The 20,598-nt window shown below is 73.0% G+C and carries 21 protein-coding genes; 9 read left to right on the forward strand and 12 right to left on the reverse strand.

Annotated features, from left to right (window positions below):
• Positions 1-139 precede the first annotated feature (139 nt).
• Positions 140-1,783, reverse strand: a complete 1,644-nt coding sequence (locus ACZ3HQ_RS28230) for a solute symporter family protein (protein WP_467515178.1) — start codon at positions 1,781-1,783, stop codon at positions 140-142.
• On the reverse strand, positions 1,780-2,130 hold the full coding sequence (locus tag ACZ3HQ_RS28235) for a DUF485 domain-containing protein (protein WP_467515180.1): 351 nt from the start codon (positions 2,128-2,130) through the stop codon (positions 1,780-1,782). The genes ACZ3HQ_RS28230 and ACZ3HQ_RS28235 overlap by 4 nt, the downstream gene beginning before the upstream one ends.
• Positions 2,131-2,418: 288 nt before the next feature.
• Here ACZ3HQ_RS28235 and ACZ3HQ_RS28240 point away from each other — a divergent pair, with 288 nt between their 5' ends.
• The gene (locus ACZ3HQ_RS28240) at positions 2,419-3,960 is read left to right on the forward strand and encodes a S8 family peptidase (RefSeq protein WP_467515182.1); all 1,542 of its coding nucleotides are present in this window, start codon (positions 2,419-2,421) and stop codon (positions 3,958-3,960) included.
• A 51-nt stretch (positions 3,961-4,011) separates the two neighbouring features.
• Positions 4,012-5,424 (forward strand): CoA transferase, encoded by a 1,413-nt coding sequence (locus tag ACZ3HQ_RS28245; protein ID WP_467515184.1) that lies wholly within the window; start codon positions 4,012-4,014, stop codon positions 5,422-5,424.
• Positions 5,425-5,428: 4 nt separating this feature from the next.
• Here ACZ3HQ_RS28245 and ACZ3HQ_RS28250 read toward each other — a convergent pair whose 3' ends face one another.
• Entirely contained in the window at positions 5,429-6,475 is a 1,047-nt protein-coding gene (locus tag ACZ3HQ_RS28250) for a zinc-dependent alcohol dehydrogenase family protein (RefSeq protein ID WP_467515186.1), read from the reverse strand.
• A gap of 241 nt (positions 6,476-6,716) precedes the next feature.
• Here ACZ3HQ_RS28250 and ACZ3HQ_RS28255 point away from each other — a divergent pair, with 241 nt between their 5' ends.
• The 5 genes from ACZ3HQ_RS28255 to ACZ3HQ_RS28275 all read left to right on the forward strand — a co-directional run bounded on the left by ACZ3HQ_RS28255 (position 6,717) and on the right by ACZ3HQ_RS28275 (position 11,519).
• Complete coding sequence (locus tag ACZ3HQ_RS28255) at positions 6,717-7,736, forward strand: DEDDh family exonuclease (RefSeq protein WP_467515188.1); 1,020 nt, start codon at positions 6,717-6,719, stop codon at positions 7,734-7,736.
• An 82-nt stretch (positions 7,737-7,818) separates the two neighbouring features.
• Positions 7,819-8,052, forward strand: a complete 234-nt coding sequence (locus ACZ3HQ_RS28260; RefSeq protein WP_078858611.1) for a hypothetical protein — start codon at positions 7,819-7,821, stop codon at positions 8,050-8,052.
• A 16-nt stretch (positions 8,053-8,068) separates the two neighbouring features.
• Positions 8,069-8,899, forward strand: coding sequence for an SURF1 family cytochrome oxidase biogenesis protein (locus tag ACZ3HQ_RS28265; RefSeq protein WP_467515190.1), 831 nt, complete (start codon positions 8,069-8,071; stop codon positions 8,897-8,899).
• Positions 8,900-8,965: 66 nt separating this feature from the next.
• Positions 8,966-10,759, forward strand: a complete 1,794-nt coding sequence (locus ACZ3HQ_RS28270; RefSeq protein WP_467515192.1) for a glycoside hydrolase family 15 protein — start codon at positions 8,966-8,968, stop codon at positions 10,757-10,759.
• Positions 10,760-10,763: 4 nt separating this feature from the next.
• Complete coding sequence (locus ACZ3HQ_RS28275; RefSeq protein WP_399566975.1) at positions 10,764-11,519, forward strand: SDR family oxidoreductase; 756 nt, start codon at positions 10,764-10,766, stop codon at positions 11,517-11,519.
• A gap of 25 nt (positions 11,520-11,544) precedes the next feature.
• Here ACZ3HQ_RS28275 and amaP read toward each other — a convergent pair whose 3' ends face one another.
• The 5 genes from amaP to ACZ3HQ_RS28300 form a co-directional block, all read right to left on the reverse strand.
• Positions 11,545-12,135, reverse strand: coding sequence for an alkaline shock response membrane anchor protein AmaP (gene amaP, locus ACZ3HQ_RS28280; RefSeq protein ID WP_467515194.1), 591 nt, complete (start codon positions 12,133-12,135; stop codon positions 11,545-11,547).
• The gene (locus ACZ3HQ_RS28285; RefSeq protein ID WP_467515197.1) at positions 12,132-12,815 is read right to left on the reverse strand and encodes a DUF6286 domain-containing protein; all 684 of its coding nucleotides are present in this window, start codon (positions 12,813-12,815) and stop codon (positions 12,132-12,134) included. The genes amaP and ACZ3HQ_RS28285 overlap by 4 nt, the downstream gene beginning before the upstream one ends.
• Positions 12,812-13,219 (reverse strand): hypothetical protein, encoded by a 408-nt coding sequence (locus tag ACZ3HQ_RS28290; RefSeq protein ID WP_467515199.1) that lies wholly within the window; start codon positions 13,217-13,219, stop codon positions 12,812-12,814. The genes ACZ3HQ_RS28285 and ACZ3HQ_RS28290 overlap by 4 nt, the downstream gene beginning before the upstream one ends.
• Positions 13,220-13,224: 5 nt before the next feature.
• Positions 13,225-13,455: a hypothetical protein gene (locus ACZ3HQ_RS28295; RefSeq protein ID WP_130340172.1), complete on the reverse strand. Its 231-nt coding sequence runs from the start codon at positions 13,453-13,455 to the stop codon at positions 13,225-13,227.
• An 84-nt stretch (positions 13,456-13,539) separates the two neighbouring features.
• Positions 13,540-14,004 carry an Asp23/Gls24 family envelope stress response protein gene (locus ACZ3HQ_RS28300; protein ID WP_467515358.1) on the reverse strand — a complete coding sequence of 155 codons (465 nt, stop codon included), beginning with the start codon at positions 14,002-14,004 and terminating at the stop codon, positions 13,540-13,542.
• A gap of 98 nt (positions 14,005-14,102) precedes the next feature.
• Here ACZ3HQ_RS28300 and ACZ3HQ_RS28305 point away from each other — a divergent pair, with 98 nt between their 5' ends.
• Positions 14,103-14,822 (forward strand): nucleopolyhedrovirus P10 family protein, encoded by a 720-nt coding sequence (locus tag ACZ3HQ_RS28305; protein WP_467515201.1) that lies wholly within the window; start codon positions 14,103-14,105, stop codon positions 14,820-14,822.
• A gap of 29 nt (positions 14,823-14,851) precedes the next feature.
• Here the strand turns inward: ACZ3HQ_RS28305 and ACZ3HQ_RS28310 are convergent, their stop codons facing one another.
• From ACZ3HQ_RS28310 to abc-f, 3 genes are all read right to left on the reverse strand, one after another.
• Positions 14,852-15,655, reverse strand: a complete 804-nt coding sequence (locus ACZ3HQ_RS28310; protein WP_135785351.1) for an enoyl-CoA hydratase/isomerase family protein — start codon at positions 15,653-15,655, stop codon at positions 14,852-14,854.
• Positions 15,656-15,784: 129 nt separating this feature from the next.
• Positions 15,785-16,006 (reverse strand): helix-turn-helix domain-containing protein, encoded by a 222-nt coding sequence (locus tag ACZ3HQ_RS28315; RefSeq protein WP_004002281.1) that lies wholly within the window; start codon positions 16,004-16,006, stop codon positions 15,785-15,787.
• 342 nt (positions 16,007-16,348) lie between these two features.
• On the reverse strand, positions 16,349-17,947 hold the full coding sequence (gene abc-f / locus ACZ3HQ_RS28320; RefSeq protein WP_467515360.1) for a ribosomal protection-like ABC-F family protein: 1,599 nt from the start codon (positions 17,945-17,947) through the stop codon (positions 16,349-16,351).
• 245 nt (positions 17,948-18,192) lie between these two features.
• Here abc-f and ypfJ point away from each other — a divergent pair, with 245 nt between their 5' ends.
• Positions 18,193-19,083, forward strand: a complete 891-nt coding sequence (gene ypfJ, locus ACZ3HQ_RS28325; RefSeq protein ID WP_467515204.1) for a KPN_02809 family neutral zinc metallopeptidase — start codon at positions 18,193-18,195, stop codon at positions 19,081-19,083.
• Between the two features lie 109 nt (positions 19,084-19,192).
• Here ypfJ and ACZ3HQ_RS28330 read toward each other — a convergent pair whose 3' ends face one another.
• A complete protein-coding gene (locus ACZ3HQ_RS28330; RefSeq protein WP_467515205.1) occupies positions 19,193-20,596 on the reverse strand; it encodes a hypothetical protein in 1,404 nt (467 codons plus the stop codon).
• Positions 20,597-20,598 lie beyond the last annotated feature (2 nt).

Genomic DNA, 20,598 nt, shown 5'->3' on the forward strand with positions numbered 1-20,598 from the left:
TGTCACCTGTCACCTGCTAGCCTCCGCTCGACCTGGTAAATCGCCAGCGGGTTTTTGCCGGGCCGGTTAGGGAGGGGGCCGCGCCGGGGGGGGGCCCGCCCCCCGCGCGCCGCGGCCGTGAGGTGTGCCCGGTGGACGCTCAGTGCGCCCCGGTGCCGGTCAGGGACCGTACCTCCAGCTCGGCGTACTTGTCCGCGTCCGGGACCTCCTTGGACAGCAGGGTGCCGACCGCGCCCAGCAGGAAGCCGACCGGGATCGAGATGATGCCGGGGTTCTCCAGCGGGAACCAGTGGAAGTCGACGTCGGGGAACATCGAGGTCGGCTTGCCGGAGACCACCGGGGAGAACAGCACCAGGCCGACTGCGGTGACCAGGCCGCCGTAGATCGACCACAGGGCGCCGGAGGTGGTGAACCGCTTCCAGAACAGGCTGTAGAGGATGGTCGGCAGGTTCGCCGACGCGGCGACCGCGAAGGCCAGCGCCACGAGTCCGGCCACGTTCAGGTCGCGGGAGAGGGCGCCGAGCACGATGGAGACGGCGCCGATGCCGACGGTGGCGTACCGGGCCGCGTTGATCTCCTGCTTCTCGGTGGCCTGGCCCTTCTTGATGACGTTGGCGTAGATGTCGTGGGCGAAGGACGAGGAGGAGGCCAGGGTGAGACCGGCGACGACCGCGAGGATCGTGGCGAAGGCGACCGCGGAGATGCTGGCCAGCAGGATGGCGCCCCAGTTGGAGTCCACTCCCCCGAGGTGCAGGGCGAGCAGGGGGGCCGCGGTGTTGCCCGCCTTGTTGGAGGCGATGATCTCCTCCGGCTTGATCAGCGCGGCGGCGCCGAAGCCCAGGGCGAGGGTCATCAGGTAGAAGGCGCCGATCAGGCCGATGGCCCAGATCACCGACTTCCGGGCGGCCTTGGCGGTGGGGACCGTGTAGAAGCGGATCAGGATGTGCGGCAGGCCCGCGGTGCCCAGGACCAGGGCGATGCCGAGGGAGATGAAGTCCAGCTTGGAGGTGCCGGTGGCGCCGTACTTCAGGCCGGGCTCCAGGAACGCCTTGCCCTTGCCGCTGTTGTCGGCGGCCGAGCCCAGCAGGTCGGAGACGTTGAAGTCGAACTTGAGCAGCACCAGGAAGGTCAGCAGCAGGGCGCCCGCGATGAGGAGGACCGCCTTGACCATCTGGACCCAGGTGGTGCCCTTCATGCCGCCGATGGTGACGTACACGATCATCAGGACGCCGACCAGGGCGACGATGCCGATCTTGCCGCTGTCGCTGGTGATGCCGAGCAGCAGCGAGACCAGGACACCGGCGCCGGCCATCTGCGCGAGCAGGTAGAAGATCGACACCACGATGGTGGAGGTGCCCGCGGCGGTGCGCACCGGGCGCTGGCGCATCCGGTAGGCCAGTACGTCGCCCATGGTGTAGCGGCCGGAGTTGCGCAGCGGCTCGGCGACCAGGAGCAGGGCGACCAGCCAGGCGACCAGGAAGCCGATGGAGTACAGGAAGCCGTCGTAGCCGAAGAGGGCGATGGCGCCCGCGATGCCGAGGAAGGATGCGGCGGACATGTAGTCGCCGGAGACGGCCAGGCCGTTCTGGAAGCCGGTGAACTGGCGGCCGCCCGCGTAGAAGTCGGCGGCGTCCTTGGTCTGGCGGCCCGCCCAGACGGTGATGACCAGGGTCGCGGCGACGAACACCGCGAACAGGGAGATGATCAGACCTCTGTGCTCACTGGCCTCGCCGGCGGCGAGCAGGGTGTGCTGGGCGGCGATCGTGTGCTGAGCGGAAATCATGCGCCGCCCTCCATCCGGGACTTGATGGCCTCGGCCCTGGGGTCGAGCTTGGCGGCGGCGTGCCGCGCGTACCACCAGGCGATGAGGAACGTGGTGAGGAACTGGGCGAGGCCCAGTACGAGGGCCACGTTGACGTTCCCCGCGACCTCGGTGCCCATGAAGCCGCCCGCGTAGCAGGAGAGCAGCACGTAGAGCAGGTACCAGGTGATGAAGGCGATCGTCAGGGGGAACGCGAACGAGCGGTAGGCGCGGCGCAGTTCACCGAACTCCGCGCTCGCCTGCGCCTCGTTGAACTCCTCGGGGGAAGGAAGTGGGTGCTTCGCGGGGGGCGGTGTCTCGGTCGCCACTTAAGGTCTCCTCGCGTCACGGACGGGCGGTTGCCGACCTCACTGAAACGGAGATCACGTTACCGGGAGTCAACGCGTGACTCCCCGTTGTGATCTTCCGGGGGGCGCGATCCGGCCGTGCCCCCTCGTTGACGCACACGGCCCGGCGGTGACACCGGTTCACGCGGGCCCGGCCCTTTCGGAGTTCGGCGCCCGCGGGATAGCTTCACCTTGTTCGACCCGTCATGTACCTGCCCGAGCGCCACCCGTGCCTCGGGCGGTTTCGTTTCCGGATGATGTGGAGATCCCATGGCTCATCTGCGCTCCCGGCGCCGGTTCGCACCGGCCGTCCCGGTCGTGCTGTCGCTGACCGCCTCGCTCGGCTTCCTGCCGACGGCGGCTTCGGCGGCCCCGTCCACGGCCCCGACGACGCGGGCGGCGGAGGGTTCGGCCACCACGTACGACGGCCCGAAGCTGTCCTACGTGGTCAACACGAGAACGGACCATCGCACGATCGAGTCGGTGCGCCGCGCGATAGGACGTAACGGCGGCACCGTCGTGGCCAGTTACGACCGTATCGGCGTGATCGTGGTGCACTCCGCGAACCCCGACTTCGCCAAGTCGATCCGCAGGGTGTCCGGTGTCTCCTCGGCCGGGGCCACCCGCAACGCGCCGCTGCCCGCGCAGTCCACCACCGACGTCGGGGCGCCCAAGCCGCTGACGGCGGCGGAGCTGTCGAAGGTGCAGGCGGCGGCCGGGCAGGACCCGCTGGAGCCGTTGCAGTGGGATCTGCCCGCCATCAAGGCGGACAAGGCCCATGAGAAGACGCTCGGCAGCAGCAAGGTGACGGTCGCCGTCATCGACACCGGTGTGGACGACACCCACCCGGACATCGCGCCCAACTTCGACCGGGCGGCCTCCGTCAACTGCGTCTCCGGCGCCCCGAACACGGCCGACGGCGCCTGGCGGCCGAGCGCGGCGGAGTCCCCGCACGGTACGCATGTCGCGGGTGAGATAGCGGGCGCCAAGAACGGCGTCGGCATCACGGGTGTGGCGCCGGGCGTGAAGGTCTCCGGCATCAAGGTGTCCAACCCGGACGGCTACTTCTACACCGAGGCCGTGGTCTGCGGGTTCGTGTGGGCGGCCGAGCACCACGTGGACATCACCAACAACAGCTATTACACCGACCCGTGGTACTTCAACTGCACCGGCGACCCGGACCAGAAGGCCCTGGTGGACGCCATCACGCGGGCCACCCGGTACGCGGAGAGCAAGGGCACGGTCAATGTCGCGGCGGCCGGCAACGAGAACTACGACTTCGCCGCCGACTCGATCACCGACCCCTCCTCGCCCAACGACGGCACGCCCTCGGACCGGACCGTCGACCCGCGCGAGTGCTTCGACATACCCACCCAGCTCCCCGGTGTGGTGACGGTCGCGGCGACCGGCGCGAAGGGCATCAAGTCGTCGTTCTCCAACTACGGCCTGGGCACCATCGACATCGCGGCCCCCGGTGGCGACTCGACCGCCTACCAGACCCCGGCCCCGCCCGCGACCAGCGGCCTCATCCTCGGCCCGCTGCCCGGCGGCAGGTGGGGGTACATGGCGGGCACCTCGATGGCCTCGCCGCACGTCGCCGGTGTCGCCGCGCTGATCAAGTCGGTCCACCCGCACGCCTCCGCCGCCACGGTGAAGGCCCTGCTGTACGCGGAGGCGACCGCCACGCCGTGCACCGACCCGTACGACATCAACAGTGACGGCAAGGTCGACGCGGTGTGCGAGGGCACGAAGAACCGCAACGGCTTCTACGGCTGGGGCACGGCCGACGCGCTGGCGGCGGTGACGCACTAGGCGCGTGGGCGCCTCCTTGTGGGGCCGGGGCGGCTGATGCATAGTGCGGCCATGATCGATCCCATGATCAAGTCCGCCTGGGTCGCGCTGGGCGGTGACCGTGAGCTGCTCGCGCGGCTGGTCACCGTCGAGCGTCCGGGGGCCCTGGCCGCCCGCCTCCCGGCGCAGCGGCTGGCGCGTGCGTGCGTGGGCGCGTGCGCGCTGGCCGCCGCCGAGCTGGGCGCGCTGCGGGCCGGGCTCGGTACCGTGCCGCGTACCGTGGTGGACGACGGCGCGGTCGTCACGGCCTTCCACAGCGAGCGGGTGCTGCGGATCGACGGCCGCCCCCCGGTCAACTTCGCCCCGCTGTCCCGCTGGTGGCGCGCGTCGTACGGCTGGGTGCGCACGCACGCCAACTACCCGCACCACCGCCGGCGCCTCCTTTGCGCGCTGGGTCTGCCCGACGGCGCCGGACCCGAGGACGTGGAGCGGGTGCTCCTCGAGCGCTCCGCCCTGGAGATCGAGGAGACGGTGTACGCCGCCGGGGGCCTGGCGGTGGCCCTGCGTACGCCCGGACAGTGGGCGGCACATCCGCAGGCCGCCGAGGTGGCCCTGCGGCCCCTGGTCGAGCGGGCCCCGCTCGGCGCGGCCTCGGCACGCCAACTCCCGCCTCTGGAAAGAGAGTCCGGCCCCCTGTTGCCGGCCGCCGGGCTGCGTGTCCTGGACCTCACACGCGTACTCGCCGGGCCCGTCGCCACCCGCACCCTCGCGCTGCTCGGCGCCGACGTGCTGCGCGTGGACCGGCCCGACCTGCCCGAACTGGCCGACCAGCACGCCGACACGGGCTTCGGGAAGCGCTCGGCCACCCTCGAACTCACCACCGGCACCGAGGCGTTGGAGGAGCTGCTGGCCTCCGCCGACGTGGTCGTCACCGGCTACCGCCCCGGCACGCTCGACCGCTTCGGCCTCTCCCCCGAGGCACTGGCGGAGCGGTACCCCGGCCTGATCGTCGCCCAGCTCTCGGCATGGGGTGCGTACGGGCCCTGGGGCGAGCGGCGCGGCTTCGACAGCCTTGTCCAGGCCGCCACCGGCATCGCGGCCACCGAGGGCTCGACCATGGAGCCCGGCGCGCTGCCCGCGCAGGCCCTCGACCACGGCTCCGGCTATCTGATGGCGGCGGGCATCCTGCGCGCCCTGGTCGAACGGTCCCGCGACGGCCGAGGCCGCCTGGTGCGCCTCGCGCTCGCCCGGACCGCGCGCTGGCTGACCGACGAGGCCGGCCGGGACCCGCGCCCGGGCGGCCAGCGCTACGAGGGCCCCTCCGCCTGGCTGACCGAACGCGACACCCCGCTGGGCCACTTGCACTACGCCCGGCCCCCGGTGTCCTTCACCGGCGGCCCGACGGACTGGTCCACCCCACCGGTGCCCTGGGGCTCCAGCCCGCCGGCATGGAACCGGCCGGGCCAGCCGGCCGCGTGGAGCTGACCGGTCAGTCGTTGGTGACGAGGACCTTGAGGGCCGTGCGTTCGTCCATCGCGCGGTAGCCGGCCGGGACGCCCTCGATGTCGACGGTCATGTCGAAGACCGGGGAGGGGTCGATGGTGCCGCTGAGGACGTCGGGGAGCAGTTCGGGGATGTAGGTGCGGACCGGGGCGACGCCGCCGCGCAGGGCGATGTTGCGGTCGAACATGACGCTGAGGTCGAGGCCGGTGCCGCTGCCGTGGGGGACGCCGACGAAGCCGATGGCGCCGCCGTCGCGGGTGATGTTGACGGCCGTGCTCATGGACTGCTCGGTGCCGACCGCCTCGACGACGGCGTGCGCGCCCTGGCCACGGGTCAGCTCGCGGACGGCCGCGACCGCTTCCTCGCCGCGCGCCGCGACGACGTCGGTGGCGCCGAAGCGGCGGGCGATGTCGGTACGGGCCTGGTGGCGGCCGAGGGCGATGATCCGCTCGGCGCCGAGCCGCTTGGCGGCCAGCACCGCGCAGAGGCCGACCGCGCCGTCACCGACGACGGCGACCGTGGCGCCGGGGCGGGCGCCCGCGCCGAGGGCGGCGTGGTGGCCGGTGCCGAGCACGTCGGAGAGGGTGAGCAGGCCGGTGAGGAGGTGGTCGTCGGAGGCCGCCTCGCCGGGCAGCTTGACCAGGGTGCCGTCGGCGAACGGCACGCGTACCGCCTCGCCCTGGCCGCCGTCGTAGCCGACGGAGCCCCAGAAGCCGCCGTGCACGCAGGACGTGGTCAGGCCCTCGGCGCAGTACTCGCAGGTGCCGTCGGACCACATGAACGGGGCGACCACGAGGTCCCCGCGCCGCAGGGTGCCGACGGCGGAGCCGGTCTCCTCCACCACGCCGAGGAACTCGTGCCCGATCCGCTGCCCCGGCTGCCGGGCCGCCTCGCCCCGGTAGGCCCACAGGTCGCTGCCGCAGATGCAGGCGCGCAGTACGCGTACGACGGCGTCGGTGGGGAGCTGCACGATGGGCTCGGGCACGTCCGTCACCCGCATGTCGAACGGGGCGTGGATGGTGGTGGCGCGCATGACGGAGGTCCTTCTCGTACCGGGAGGCGGGGGCGCCCGGAGCTGTCCCGAGCGCATCCACGGTACGCCGTCGCGGGCCCGGTCCGCGCCGCGAGGGGCCCCGGACCAGCGGCGACGCCCTCAAGGCCGTTTTCCCGTACCGGCTTTGAAGGCGCACACCCTTGCGAGGCCCGACCCGGTCGGTGGGATGCGCGCCCCTGGGCGGCCCGGCTGTCGGCCGTGACCCGTATCCTCATTGACCATGCTCGAAGACCTCGCGACCGCAGCGTCCTCGCCCACCCCGTGGCCGGCCGTGTATCCGAAGGGATACGCGGTCGTTGACGTCGAGACCACCGGACTGGCCCGCGACGACCGGATCATCTCTGCGGCCGTGTACCGGCTGGACGCGCGCGGCGAGGTCGAGGACCACTGGTACACGCTGGTCAACCCCGAGCGCGACCCCGGCCCGGTGTGGATACACGGGCTGACGAGCGACGTGCTCGAAGGGGCCCCGCTCTTCGCGGAGGTGGCCGAGGAGTTCGCGGCCCGGCTGGCGGACCGCGTACTGGTGGCGCACAACGCGGTCTTCGACTGGCAGATGATCGCGCGGGAGTACGCGCGCGCCCGGCGCGAGCCCCCCGTGCGCCAGCGGCTGTGCACCATCGCGCTCTCCAAGGAGCTGCGGCTGCCGCTGCCCAACTTCAAGCTGGAGTCGCTGGCCGCGCACTTCGGGGTCGTGCAGCAGCGCGCGCACCACGCGCTGGACGACGCCCGGGTGCTGGCGGAGGCGTTCCGGCCGAGTCTGAGGGCGGCCGCCGCGAGCGAGGTGCGGCTGCCGCTGCTGGAGTGCCGTCCGCTCACCGAGTGGTCGGACGCCCCGGTCATCGGCCGTCAGGCGACCGGCGGTCACGGCGGCGGACGCGGCCCCGGCTGGCGCCCGGCGCGCAAACGGCCGGCGTGCCCGTACCCCAATCCCGGACGGTACGAACCGGGCAAACGCCTCAAGCAGGGCATGCGGGTGGCCTTTTCGGGTGACACCTCCACCGAGCGCGAACTGCTGGAGGACCGGGCGACCGAGGCCGGGCTGCACGTGGCCACCAGCCTGTCCCGGCTGACCAGCCTGCTGGTCACCAACGACCCCGACTCGGGCACCTCCAAGACGGCCAAGGCCCGCCAGTTCGGCACGCCGGTCATCGACGAGGCGGCCTTCGGGCAACTGCTGCGCGATGTAGAAGACGCTGAAGACGCTGAAGACGCTGAAGACGCGAGGGACGCCGGCTGAGAGCCGTACACACGGGTGATTCCCCGCGATTCGCACCCGCGTCCGCTCGCCCGGCGGCCGGGTACGGCTCACTCTGAGGCGCATGGCGAGATGCGAAGTTTGCGGCAATGACTACGGAATGACCTTCGAGGTCCACGCACAGGGCGCGGTGCACGTCTTCGACTGCTTCTCCTGCGCCATCCACCGCATGGCACCCATCTGCGAGCACTGCCGGGTGCAGATCATCGGGCAGGGCGTCGAGGTGGAGGGCCACTGGTACTGCGGCGCCCACTGCGCCCGCGCCGAGGGGAAGGCGGGCGTGGTGGACCGGGTCTGACCCGGTACCCGCCCGAATGCGCCCCACGGCACGGAGGTACCGTCGTGGGGTGCACCGCTACCGCTTCCTGCTCACCCGCCAGTGGGTGATCCTCACCCTCGTCGTGATCGCGCTGATCCCGACGATGATCAGGCTCGGTATCTGGCAGCACCACCGGTACGAGGAACGCACCGCCCGCAACGACCTGGTCGCGCGGGCCCTGCACGCCGCCCCGGTACCCGTGGAACGGCTCACCGCCCCCGGCCGCGCCGTCACCCACGCCGACAAGTACCGCACGGTCACCGCGACCGGCACCTTCGACACCGCCCACGAGGAGGTCGTCCGGCGCCGCACCAACGCCGACGACGAGGTGGGCTTCCACGTCCTGACCCCGCTCAGGCTGACCGACGGCCGGGTGCTGCTGGTCAACCGGGGCTGGATTCCGGCGAACGGCGCCCAGACCGAGTTCCCGAAGGTCCCCGCACCCCCGGCCGGGAAGGTCACGATCACCGGCCGGCTGAAGGCCGACGAGACCACCGAGGCCAGCGGCATCAAGCAGCTCGCGGGCCTCCCCGACCGTCAGGTCATGCTCATCGACAGCGCGGACCAGGCGAAGCGCCTCGGCGCCCCGGTGCTCGGCGGTTACGTCGAGCAGACCGCGCCGGAGCCCAGGGGCGGCACCCCGGAGCAGATCTCCAGCCCCGGCAGCGAGGACGCCCCGCTCAACTACGCGTACATGATCCAGTGGTGGCTGTTCGCCGCCGCCGTGCCCGTCGGCTGGTGGTTCCTGGTCCGGCGCGAACTGCGCGACCGGGCCGCCGCGGCGGAGCAGGAGAACGCGGCCGAGGCGGAGCCCGCCGCCGTGTGAGCCGGGCGTCACTCCCCCGGCGCACCACCTGATTGGCCGTCAGGCCGCACGGGGAATCGCCAAGGCGTGAACCCGCGCATCGAGGACTACGCCGTCATCGGCGACGAGCAGACCGCCGCCCTGGTCGGCCGGGACGGCTCGATCGACTGGCTCTGCCTGCCCCGCTTCGACTCCGGCGCCTGCTTCGCCCGGCTGCTGGGCGACGAGGACAACGGCTACTGGCGGATCGCGCCCAAGGGCGCCGGCACCTGCACCTGGCGCGCCTACCGCCCCGACACCCTCGTCCTGGACACCGAGTGGGACACCCCCGAGGGCACCCTGCGCGTCACCGACCTGATGCCGCAGCGGGAGAAGGCCCCGGACGTCGTACGGATCGTGGAGGGTGTCAGCGGCCGGGTCACCGTGCGCAGCACGCTCCGGCTGCGCTTCGACCACGGCTCCATCGTGCCGTGGATGCGGCGCGCGGACGGGCACCGGGTGGCCGTCGCGGGCCCGGACTCCACCTGGCTGCGCTCCGAGCCGCATGTGCGCACCTGGGGCGAGGACCTCGGCACCCACTCGGAGTTCACCCTGGCCGAGGGCGAGCGGGTGGCGTTCGTGCTCACCTGGCACCCCTCGCACCAGCCGCGCCCCCGCCTGATCGACCCGTACAAGGCGCTCAGCTCCAGCGTCCGGGACTGGCGGCGCTGGAGCGGGCGGTGCCGCTACGAGGGGCCGTACCGGGACACCGTGGTGCGGTCGCTGATCACCCTGAAGGCGCTCACCTACCGGCCCACCGGCGGGATCGTCGCGGCGGCCACCACCTCGCTGCCGGAGAAGCTGGGCGGGGTGCGCAACTGGGACTACCGCTACTGCTGGCTGCGCGACTCCACCCTCACCCTGAACGTGCTGCTGGCCGCCGGGTACCACGAGGAGGCCGAGGCGTGGCGCGACTGGCTGCTGCGGGCGGTCGCGGGCAGCCCCGAGGACCTCCAGATCATGTACGGCGTCGCGGGCGAGCGCCGGCTCCCGGAGACCGAGCTGCCCTGGCTCGCCGGGTTCGCGGGCTCGGCGCCGGTCCGCATCGGCAACAGCGCGGTGGACCAGCTCCAGCTCGACGTGTACGGCGAGGTGATGGACTCCCTGTGGCTGGCCCGGCAGTCGGGGCTGTCGGCCCGCCCGCACATGTGGGCCCTCCAGTGCGCGCTGATCGACTTCCTCCAGGAGCAGTGGCGGCAGCCGGACGAGGGGCTGTGGGAGGTGCGCGGCGGGCGCCGCCAGTTCACCCACTCCAAGGTGATGGCCTGGGTCGCGGTGGACCGCGCGGTACGCACCCTGGAGGAGCACCCCGAGCTGGAGGGCGACCTGTCCGGCTGGCGGGAACTGCGCGACGAGATCCACGCGGAGGTGTGCGCCAAGGGCTACGACCCGGAGCGCAACACCTTCACCCAGTACTACGGCTCCCGCGAGCTGGACGCCTCGCTGCTGCTCATCCCGCGCGTGGGCTTCCTGCCCCCGGAGGACCCGCGGGTGATCGGCACGGTCGACGCGATCGCCGCCGACCTGGGCGACGGGGGCTTCGTGCGCCGCTACGACACCGAGGACCCCGAGGGCCCGGTGGTCGACGGGCTGCCCGAGGGCGAGGGCGCCTTCCTCGCCTGCTCCTTCTGGCTGGCCGACGCCCTGCACATGACCGGCCGCACCGAAGAGGCCCGCGCGCTGTTCGAGCGGCTGGCCGGGCTGGTCAACGACGTGGGCCTGCTGGCCGAGGAGTACGACGCGGATGCGGGCTGCCAGCTCGGCAACTTCCCGCAGGCGTTCAGCCACATCGCGCTGGTGAACACCGCCCTCACGCTGTTCGGCACCGAGGAGGCAGGATAGGGGCATGGATCTTGGACTGAAGGACCGGGTGTACATCGTCACCGGCGCCTCGCGGGGCCTGGGCAACGCCGCCGCACGGCAGTTGGTCGCGGACGGGGCGAAGGTGGTCGTCACCGGCCGGGACGAGCAGCGGGTGGCGGACGCCGCCGCCGAACTGGGCCCGGACGCGGTGGGCGTGGCCGTCGGCAACGCCGAGGCGGACGCCCCCGAGCGGCTGATCGCACTGGCCCGCGAGCGCTTCGGCCGCTTCGACGGCATCCTCATCAGCGTCGGCGGCCCGCCGCCCGGCTTCGTCGCGGACAACAGCGACGAGCAGTGGCGGGACGCCTTCGAGTCGGTGTTCCTCGGCGCGGTGCGCCTGGCCCGCGCGGCGGCGGCCGAGCTGGAGCCCGGCGGGGTCATCGGGTTCGTGCTGTCGGGCTCGGTGCACGAGCCGATCGCGGGACTGACCGTCTCCAACGGGCTGCGGCCGGGCCTCGCCGGGTTCGCCAAGTCCCTCTCCGACGAACTGGGCCCGCGCGGCATCCGCGTCGTCGGCCTGCTCCCGGCCCGTATCGACACCGACCGGGTGCGCGAGCTGGACTCGATGTCCGCCGACCCGGCGGCCACCAGGGCGGCCAACGAGTCCCGCATCCCGCTGCGCCGGTACGGCACGCCGGAGGAGTTCGGGCGGGTGGCCGCGTTCCTGCTGTCCCCGGCCGCGTCCTATCTGACGGGCGTGATGCTGCCGGTCGACGGGGGCATGCGGCACGGGTTCTGAGCGCTCTTCAGGGAAGGTCGGGCGCTCAGCTCACCCGGTCCGCCTTGTGCCGGACCTTCCGCAGCCGTACCTCGGTGGGCAGGGTCTCGATGCCCGTCGAGTCGCGGGCGGCGCCCAGCGGGTGCGTGGCGAAGTCGGCCAGGGTGGCGGCCGGGGAGGCGTCGGGTTCCAGTCGGAGCCCGGCGCGCAGCGTGGGGGACGTACGGCGCCCGCTCAGGCGGGCGTCGGCTCCGGCCACGCCCGGCCGGCGGGCCGCGTCGTCCGCGAGGGCGGACTCCAGCGCGCCGCCGCGCACCAGGGCGCCGGTGCCGTCGCCGGAGTCGACGAGGATCTCCGACAGCCGGCGCCTGCGCAGCACCGACACCAGCCACCACAGCCCGATCAGCAGCAGGACGGCCAGCAGCGCGATCAGCGCGGGCCACCACCAGTCCTGGTCCCGCCAGGCGGTGCGCTCGGCCCGGCTGAGCAGCACGTCGCGCCGGCCGGAGTGCGGCCACCAGGAGGGCGAGGGCGCGCCGAGGCCGATGGCCAGCACGGACCCGCCGAGCACGAACAGCACCAGTCCGGCGAGCGCCAGCAGGACGCGGTTGACGGCTCCTGAACGCATGCCCCTCATCCCTTCTTCCCGGGTCCCCTGAGGCGTACCGACAGCTTGGGGCGCCGGACCGTGCCGAGGTCGGTGACGGCGCCGGCCAGCGCGGTGTCCAGGTCGCTCCGCACCTCGGCGGGGTCCCGGAAGTGCGAGATCACCCGCACGTCGGCCCGCCGGCGGCGCATCCTCACCCGCGCCTCACGCACCCCGGACACCTCCACGGCCCGGTCGCGCAGCACCTGGGCGGCCGCGTCGCGGGTGAGCGCGGCGCGTACGTCGTAGCGGGGGCGGAGCATGGGGAGCAGGTTGCGCAGGCCGGGGGTGAGCGCGAGCAGGATCAGCCAGAGGCCGAGGGCGGTGACGAAGGCGGCGCCCGCGAGCACCGGGATGTCGTCGAGGTGGCGCTCGGCAAACTGGCGGGCGAGTTCGCGGCGCCAGTACATCGCCGGATGCCCGGTGCGGACGGCCACGATGTCGTACAGCAGCAGGCCGGCGCCGCCCAGGGTGAGCAGGGCGACGAGCGCCGAGGGGACGCGGCGGGCCGACCAGAAGCGGCCGCTGCCCTTGGCGTCCGGGGGGAGGGCGGGTCGCTCCGTTGGGGCCGGGAGGTGCTGTCCGGCGTGGGGGTGCCGCTCGGTGCCGGGGTGCTTCTCGGTGTCGACCACGGGCATGGGCCGGGTGGCGTCCTGCGGCGGCTCGCTCATACCGTCCTCCCCTGACGCTCACCGGGCAGCCGCAGCCGCTCCACCTCGACGACCACCTCCGGCACCTCCATGTTCGCCAGCGTGCCCACCCGCTCGGTGACCCGGCGGCGTACGGCGGCACAGCGCGCGCCGATGTCGCCGGGGTACTCCAGCTCCAGCACGACCCGCACCCGGGCCGTGGCGAAGGGGCTGTCCTCCACCGGGCCGGTGCCGCGCGCCCGGGGGCGGACGTTGACCGTGGCGTGCGGCGGGTGGAGGTCGCGGGGCACGGGGGCGAGCGCCTCGCGCGCGGCCCGCGCGGCGATCTTGGCGACGACCCGGTCCGCGATCCGGGTGAACCCGCGCTCGCCCGGCGCCGTACGGTCCGGGACAGCCGGCGCCGCCGCGCCGGTGTCCGTGCTCATCGCGGTCACCGGCGCCAGTCGCGCCGGTCGCCGCCGGTGCGGAACCGGTCGTCACGGGTGCGGTCGTCCCGGCGGCGGAAGAAGTCGCCGAGTTCGAGTTCACCGTCCATGAAGCGGCCGGCGAAGAATCCGACGGCCCCGAGGGCCGCCACCAGCACGAAGGCTCCGAAGCCGCCGTAGAAGCCGGCGAAGCCCAGCGCCATTCCGGCGATCATGCCGACTGCTGCCATGCTCATCTCTGCAGCGCTCCTTCAAGCGAGTCGGCTCGTCCGACCGAGTGATGTCAGCCGGTCCGGCCTCTTTTACGAGTACCCCCCAACTCACTGGATACGAGGCTGCTCCGGCTCTTCGTCGTCCTCCTCGTCGGGGAGGTGCACGTCGCTGACCGCGATGTTGACCTCGACGACCTCAAGGCTGGTCATGCGCTCCACGGCGGCGATCACGTTCTCCCGTACCGCGCGGGAGACGTCGCCGATCGGGTAGCCGTACTCCACGACGATCTCCAGGTCGAGCGCGGTCTGCACCTCGCCGACCTCGGCCTTCACCCCTCGGGTGACGGCCTTGCCGCCGCCCGGCACCCGGTCGCGCACGGCGCCGAAGGTGCGGGAGAGACCGCTGCCCATGGCGTGTACGCCCTCCACGTCCCGTGCCGCCATTCCGGCGATCTTCTCGACGACTCCGTCCGCGATCGTGGTGCGGCCTCTGGTCGCCGGGTCGCCGCCGCCGGACCGGGTCTGCCTGCGGGCCGAGGTCTGCGGCTCGTTGTCGCCGCCGTGGGTTGCCATCTCGCTCATCGCCACTGCTCCCCTTTTCGGTCGTCGTTCTCCGACCACCGTAAGCACGCCTGCGCCGTTGCGCGCCGTGGAGAGGGCAGGGTGGAGGAATGACGGCGGACTGGACACAGGCGGTACGGCAGCGACTGGCGCCCGGCAGACTGCTGCCGCTCGGCGGCAGCCGGGACGGCGCGTGGATGACGGAACGGGCGGCGGTGTCGGTGCTGGCCGGGGCGGCGGCGGCCGAGGTGCCGGGGGCGTGGCTGGGCACGCTGCGGATCGGTCCGGCCGATCCGGGGGAGGCGCGCGAGCCGGTCGTACCGGCCCCGCCGAGCGCGCTGTGGCCGGGACCCCTGCGGGTGACGGCGGACTTCGCGGCGACCGCCGCCCGGCCGCTGCCGGAGACGGCGGACCGGCTGCGGGAGGTGCTGACGGCGGCGGCCGACCGGCTCGGGCTCACGGTGACGGAGGTGGATCTGCGGGTGACGGACCTGCTGGAGCCGCCCGCCGAACCGCCCCCGGCACCCCAGGCGCAGCGGGCGCCGGACGCCGAGCGGACCACCGACCCGGACGAGGCGCTGGTGGCCGCCGCCGTGCTGACGGTGGCCGGGGTGACCCGGCTGACGGCGGCCTTCGGGGACCGGGGTCACGCGGTCCGGGTCCAGCGGCGCGAGTCGGACGCGGCCCTCCCGCACCGGCATGTGTACGTGGAGGTGGCCACGGACTCCGCGCACCGGGCCACCGAGGTGGCCCAGCGGGTGCGCGCGGCGGTGCGGGACACGCTGGAGGACCGCCCGACGGTGGCGGTCCTGGTGACCGGCGTGGAGTGAGCGCGGCCGCGCAACGGGCCGCGTCGCGCTCAGTCGCCGATGCCCGCGAGGTCGCGCAGGCGGCGGGCCTGGGCGGCGCGCTCGGCGACGACCTGCTCGTCGAAGGAGCGGCCGACCGCACCGCGCAGCAGCGCCTTGGTCTCCACCACCGCGTCGCGCGGCGCGGCCAGCACGGCGGAGGCCAGGTCGGTGGCGGCGCCGTCGAGTTCGGCGGCGGGCACGGCGACGCTGGCGAGACCGGAGACGACCGCCTCCTCCGCGTGCACGAAGCGGCCGGTCACACAGATCTCCAGCGCGCGGGCGTAGCCGACGAGGCCGACCAGCGGGTGGGTGCCGGTGAGGTCGGGGACCAGGCCGAGGCTGGTCTCGCGCATGGCGAACTGCACGTCGTCGGCGACGACGCGCAGGTCACAGGCGAGGGCCAACTGGAAGCCGGCACCGATGGCGTGTCCCTGCACGGCGGCGATGGACACGATGTCATTGCGCCGCCACCAGGTGAACGCCTCCTGGAAGGCGGCGATGGCGGAGTCGACTCCGGCGTCGTCACGGCGCGCGAGATCGATGAAGGTCGGCTCGCCCTCGATCCCCTCCGGGGTGAACATCTGGCGGTCCAGCCCGGCGGAGAAGGACTTGCCCTCGCCGCGCAGCACGACGACCCGGACGGAGCCCGGCAGCGCCCGGCCCGCCTCGGCCAGCGCCCGCCACAGAGCGGGGCTCTGCGCGTTGCGCTTGGCCGGGTTGGTCAGGGTCACCGTGGCGAGCGCGTCGTCGACGGTGAGCCGTACGCCGTCCTTGTCGAGTACAGGAGCCAGGTCCTGGTCGGGCGAAGCCATGGGGCGCCTCCGGTGGGTGCGGTCATCGCGCGGTGCCCTACGGCACCGCGAAGTGACTGCACAGTAACCACCCGGACGATCAGGGGACCGACCGGGTGGCCACCATCGAAGCCGATGGGCCGCCCGGAGTCAGGACGACGCGGCCTTCTTGCCCCGCGTCGCACCGCCACGCCCACGGAGCGTGACGCCCGACTCGCTGAGCATCCGGTGCACAAAGCCATACGAGCGACCGGTCTCCTCGGCCAGCGCCCGGATGCTCGCACCGGAGTCGTACTTTTTCTTCAGGTCTGCCGCGAGCTTGTCGCGCGCGGCGCCGGTTACCCGGCTGCCCTTCTTCAGAGTCTCGGCCACCCGGTCCTCCTCATGGGAAGTGCGCTCTGGTCTTCTCATGATCACCCCTTCTCGTCGGGTTGGCCACCCATTCGGCAAGGTCCGTGAGACGAGGTTGTGACGACAGGAGCGGGCCCGCACATACGGAATCGGGAATTCCGAAGCGGCGCGCGCGTACCGCCGAACGGGTGGAATCGGGAAGGTGCAGGTCAGAGACGCGAGACGGCCGGCCCCCCGGTACCGCTCGGGTACCGGGGGACCGGCCGCGAAATCCGTGTAGGACACACCTCGGTATGAGGAGATCTCACTCAGATGGTGGATCACCACTGGGCCGAATGATCGGGCCGAGTGATCCGGTCGGGGTCAGGCGAGGGCCACCAGGTCGGCGTAACCGGCACCCCACAGGTCCTCCACTCCGTCCGGGAGCAGGATGATCCGCTCCGGCTGAAGCGCCTCCACGGCGCCCTCGTCGTGGGTGACCAGGACGACCGCGCCCTTGTAGGTGCGCAGCGCGCCGAGGATCTCCTCGCGGCTGGCGGGGTCGAGGTTGTTGGTGGGCTCGTCCAGCAGCAGCACGTTGGCCGAGGAGACGACCAGGGTGGCGAGCGCGAGGCGGGTCTTCTCGCCGCCGGAGAGGACCCCGGCCGGCTTGTCGACGTCGTCGCCGGAGAAGAGGAACGAGCCGAGCGTCTTGCGGACCTCGACCAGGTCCAGGTCCGGCGCGGCCGAGCGCATGTTCTCCAGGACCGTGCGCTCGGGGTCCAGGGTCTCGTGCTCCTGGGCGTAGTAGCCGAGCTTGAGGCCGTGGCCTGGGACGACCGAGCCGGTGTCGGGCTCCTCCGCGCCGCCGAGGAGGCGCAGCAGGGTCGTCTTGCCGGCGCCGTTGAGGCCGAGGATGACGACGCGGGAGCCCTTGTCGATCGCCAGGTTCACATCGGTGAAAATCTCCAGCGAGCCGTACGACTTCGACAGGCCCTCCGCCATCAGCGGGGTCTTGCCGCAGGGGGCGGGCTCGGGGAAGCGGAGCTTGGCGACCTTGTCGGACTGGCGGACGGCCTCCAGGCCGGAGAGCAGCTTGTCGGCGCGCTTGGCCATGTTCTGCGCGGCGACCGTCTTGGTGGCCTTGGCGCGCATCTTGTCGGCCTGCGAGTGCAGGGCGGCGGCCTTCTTCTCGGCGTTCTGCCGCTCGCGCCTGCGGCGCTTCTCGTCGGCCTCGCGCTGCTGCTGGTAGAGCTTCCAGCCCATGTTGTAGACGTCGATCTGGGAGCGGTTGGCGTCCAGGTAGAAGACCTTGTTGACCACCGTCTCGACCAGCTCGACGTCGTGGGAGATCACGATGAAGCCGCCGCGGTAGGTCTTGAGGTAGTCCCGCAGCCAGACGATCGAGTCGGCGTCGAGGTGGTTGGTCGGCTCGTCGAGCAGCAGGGTGTCGGCGTCCGAGAACAGGATGCGGGCCAGCTCGATACGGCGGCGCTGACCACCGGAGAGGGTGTGCAGCGGCTGGCCGAGCGCGCGGTCGGGCAGGTTGAGCGCGGCGGCGATGGTCGCGGCCTCGGCCTCGGCGGAGTACCCGCCCTTGGTGAGGAACTCGGTCTCCTGGCGCTCGTACTGGCGCAGGGCCTTCTCGCGGGTGGCGCCGGAGCCGTTGGCGATGCGCTGCTCGTTCTCGCGCATCTTGCGGATCAGCACGTCGAGGCCGCGGGCGGAGAGGATGCGGTCGCGGCCGAGGACGTCGAGGTCGCCGGTGCGGGGGTCCTGCGGGAGGTAGCCGACCTCGCCGGAGCGGGTGATGGTGCCGGCGGCCGGGATGCCGTCACCGGCCAGGCACTTGGTGAGGGTGGTCTTGCCCGCGCCGTTGCGGCCGACGAGGCCGATGCGGTCACCCTTGGCGACACGGAAGGTGGCGTTCTCGATGAGGACGCGCGCACCGGCGCGCAGCTCGATACCGGAGGCGGAGATCACGGACATACTCCAGGGCGTACGTGGTTGACGGATGGGCGGCTGTCGAGGGCGTTCCCGCCGTCTAATGCGCGAGGAGAATGGCCATGGGGCCAGTCTAACGGGGGCGGGCAAGCCCTTTTCCTGCCCCGGTGGCGGGGTGCGGGCCTTCGCGGGGTAGACATGCCGCGTGAGCTGCGGGCGACGGGTGGGGCGGGTCGGCCGGAAGCGCGCGAAAGCCGATGGACGCTGACAGAAGGTGACGGGCTGTGCAGTTCGACGACGACGCGGATCTGGACACCTCCGAGGTGCGGGACGTGCGCGGAAGCCGGGTGCCGGGCGGCCGGGCGACGATCGGGGGCGGTGTCGTCGGGCTGGTCGGGCTGCTGCTGGCGCTGTTCCTGGGCGTCGGCCCGGACCAGCTCGGGCTCTCCTCGGGCGGTGACGAGTCCGCGTCCCAGCCCTCCTCGGTGAGCGAGGTCCAGCAGTCCTGCCGTACCGGCCGGGACGCGAACACCCGTGAGGACTGCCGGGCGGTCGCGGTCGTCAACAGCGTCCAGGACTACTGGTCGGGCGAGTTCCGGCAGCGGGGGGAGCGGTACACCCCGGCGGAGACGTATCTCTTCAGCGGGCAGATCCGTACCGCCTGCGGGGCGGCGACGGCGGCCGTGGGGCCGTTCTACTGCCCCGGTGACCAGCGGGTCTATCTGGACCTGGGGTTCTTCGACGAGCTGCGCACGAAGTTCGGGGCGAGCGGGGGTCCCTTCGCGCAGGCGTATGTCATCGCGCACGAGTACGGCCACCATGTGCAGGACCTGATGGGCACGCTGGGCCGGACCCAGGACGGGACGACCGGCGAGGACAGCAGCTCGGTCCGGGTGGAACTCCAGGCGGACTGCTACGCCGGGGTGTGGGCGCACCACGCGACGACGACGCCGGACGAGTCGACGGGGAGGCCGCTGATCACCGAGCTGACCCCGGCCGACATCAAGGACGGGCTGAACGCGGCGGCGGCCGTGGGCGACGACCGCATCCAGCAGGAGTTCCAGGGGAAGATCACCCCGGAGACCTGGACCCACGGGTCCTCGCTGCAGCGGCAGCAGTGGTTCGACCAGGGGTACCGGACGGGCGACCCGGACCGCTGCGACACGTTCGGCTGAGGCGCCCGGCCGAGGCGTTGTCAGTGGTGGCCTGGCTCACACAGGAGCTTCGGCACGGACGCCCCCGCGCTGGCTTCCTGAGCGGCGGGGGCGTTGCGGCGGGCCGCTCTCAGCCTCCGGTGTGCACCTGGAAGGCGGCCCGGCGCACGGCCTTGGCGAGGGCGGGGTCGGGGTGGGCGGCGGCCAGCGCGACCAGGACCTGCACGGTGCGCGGGTGGCCGACGGCCCGGACCTCCTCCAGCAGGGCGGGGACGGTGGGCTGCACCGCCGCCTCCAGGTGCCGGACGAGCATGTCGGTCTCGCCGTGGTCGGCGACGGCCGCGGCGGTGTCGACCCAGAGCCAGGTGGCTTCCTCGCGGGTGAGCACCTCGTGGGCGTCCTCCGGGTCGACGCCGTCGTACTCGGCGAGCCACAGCAGGGCGTAGGGGCGCAGCGCGGGCTCGGCGACGACGGCGCGGACCTCGTGCTCGGCGGGGGCGCCGACCACGCGGAGCGCCTCGAAGGCGAGGCCGCGCAGCAGGGCGTCGTCGCCCCGGGCGGCGTCCAGGAGCTGGCCGACGGCGCCGCCGACCGTGCGGGCGGCGAGCCAGGCGCGGTACTCGGCGCGGGCGGCGTTGGGGCGGAGCTGGGCGCAGCCGCGGAGCATGTCCTCGGCGGACTGCTCGATGTTCCCGGCGGGGCTCTGCGCGGCGACGCAGATCTGCTCCAGCTTGACCCAGACCGCCCAGCTTCCGAGGGGGGTGAGGGTGGCGTGGCCGTCGCCGTGGGTGAGCGCGCCGACCGCGGCGAGCGCCTCCACGGCCCAGTCCAGGAGGGGGGCGAGGGGGACGTCCGGGGCGGGGGCGGTGAGGACGGGGGCCTCGACGGCGCCGGGGGCGTAGGTGACCTCGCAGCGTTCGGTGCGCAGTTCGGTGACCCGCTGCTGGAGCAGGTCGAGCAACTGCTCCGCCGGGACGGGTCCGGCGGAGAGCTGGAGGAAGGAGAGGACCTGGGGCATGGCGGAGACGACCTCGGCGACCGTGGCCGGCTCCTGGCCGTGCGGTTCGGGGCAGGCCAGCGACCAGGCGTCGAAGAGGGCGACCCAGCCGCGCAGTACGGCGCTGTCGTCCCGGTCCCAGGCGCGCAGGCGCCAGCCGGGGCGGGCGCTGTCGCCGTGCACCTCGACCAGGCCGGAGAGGCGGGCGGTGTCCCAGTCGGCGCGGATCTGCGCGGGGGTGAGGCCGAGGTCGGCGGCGGCGCGCTCGGCGGTCGCGTCGGAGAGGGTGGCCTTGCCGTCGGCGGTGGCGGCATCGCTGCCGGGTCCTAGGGCGAGGTCGGCCCACCGGGCCACCCGGACCGCCCCGGCGAGGACGGTCCGGGCGAGTCTCGCCAGTTCGGCGGGGGCCGGGGTCCCCTCGGGCGGCCGGGGCGCGGCGCGGCGCGGGCGCCGCTGGTTCACAGCTCTGGGGGCGGCGGCCAGGGGTCGCGGTCGGACGAGTCGAAGCCTGGAGTCGCGCGGGATACGGGACGTCACGG

The organism is Streptomyces sp. NPDC018263 (assembly GCF_055562575.1).

Bases quoted from the DNA above. Each gene is read 5' to 3' on its own strand.
- ACZ3HQ_RS28305 (WP_467515201.1), top strand. From the start codon at position 14,103: ATGACGGCGGACTGGACACAGGCGGTACGGCAGCGACTGGCGCCCGGC.
- ACZ3HQ_RS28230 (WP_467515178.1), bottom strand. From the start codon at position 1,783: ATGATTTCCGCTCAGCACACGATCGCCGCCCAGCACACCCTGCTCGCC.
- ACZ3HQ_RS28295 (WP_130340172.1), bottom strand. From the start codon at position 13,455: ATGAGCATGGCAGCAGTCGGCATGATCGCCGGAATGGCGCTGGGCTTC.
- ACZ3HQ_RS28265 (WP_467515190.1), top strand. From the start codon at position 8,069: ATGCGCCCCACGGCACGGAGGTACCGTCGTGGGGTGCACCGCTACCGC.
- ACZ3HQ_RS28300 (WP_467515358.1), bottom strand. From the start codon at position 14,004: ATGGCAACCCACGGCGGCGACAACGAGCCGCAGACCTCGGCCCGCAGG.
- ACZ3HQ_RS28290 (WP_467515199.1), bottom strand. From the start codon at position 13,219: ATGAGCACGGACACCGGCGCGGCGGCGCCGGCTGTCCCGGACCGTACG.
- ACZ3HQ_RS28275 (WP_399566975.1), top strand. From the start codon at position 10,764: ATGGATCTTGGACTGAAGGACCGGGTGTACATCGTCACCGGCGCCTCG.
- ACZ3HQ_RS28260 (WP_078858611.1), top strand. From the start codon at position 7,819: ATGGCGAGATGCGAAGTTTGCGGCAATGACTACGGAATGACCTTCGAG.
- amaP (WP_467515194.1), bottom strand. From the start codon at position 12,135: ATGAGGGGCATGCGTTCAGGAGCCGTCAACCGCGTCCTGCTGGCGCTC.
- ACZ3HQ_RS28255 (WP_467515188.1), top strand. From the start codon at position 6,717: ATGCTCGAAGACCTCGCGACCGCAGCGTCCTCGCCCACCCCGTGGCCG.
- ACZ3HQ_RS28240 (WP_467515182.1), top strand. From the start codon at position 2,419: ATGGCTCATCTGCGCTCCCGGCGCCGGTTCGCACCGGCCGTCCCGGTC.
- ACZ3HQ_RS28310 (WP_135785351.1), bottom strand. From the start codon at position 15,655: ATGGCTTCGCCCGACCAGGACCTGGCTCCTGTACTCGACAAGGACGGC.
- ACZ3HQ_RS28250 (WP_467515186.1), bottom strand. From the start codon at position 6,475: ATGCGCGCCACCACCATCCACGCCCCGTTCGACATGCGGGTGACGGAC.
- ACZ3HQ_RS28285 (WP_467515197.1), bottom strand. From the start codon at position 12,815: ATGAGCGAGCCGCCGCAGGACGCCACCCGGCCCATGCCCGTGGTCGAC.
- ACZ3HQ_RS28245 (WP_467515184.1), top strand. From the start codon at position 4,012: ATGATCGATCCCATGATCAAGTCCGCCTGGGTCGCGCTGGGCGGTGAC.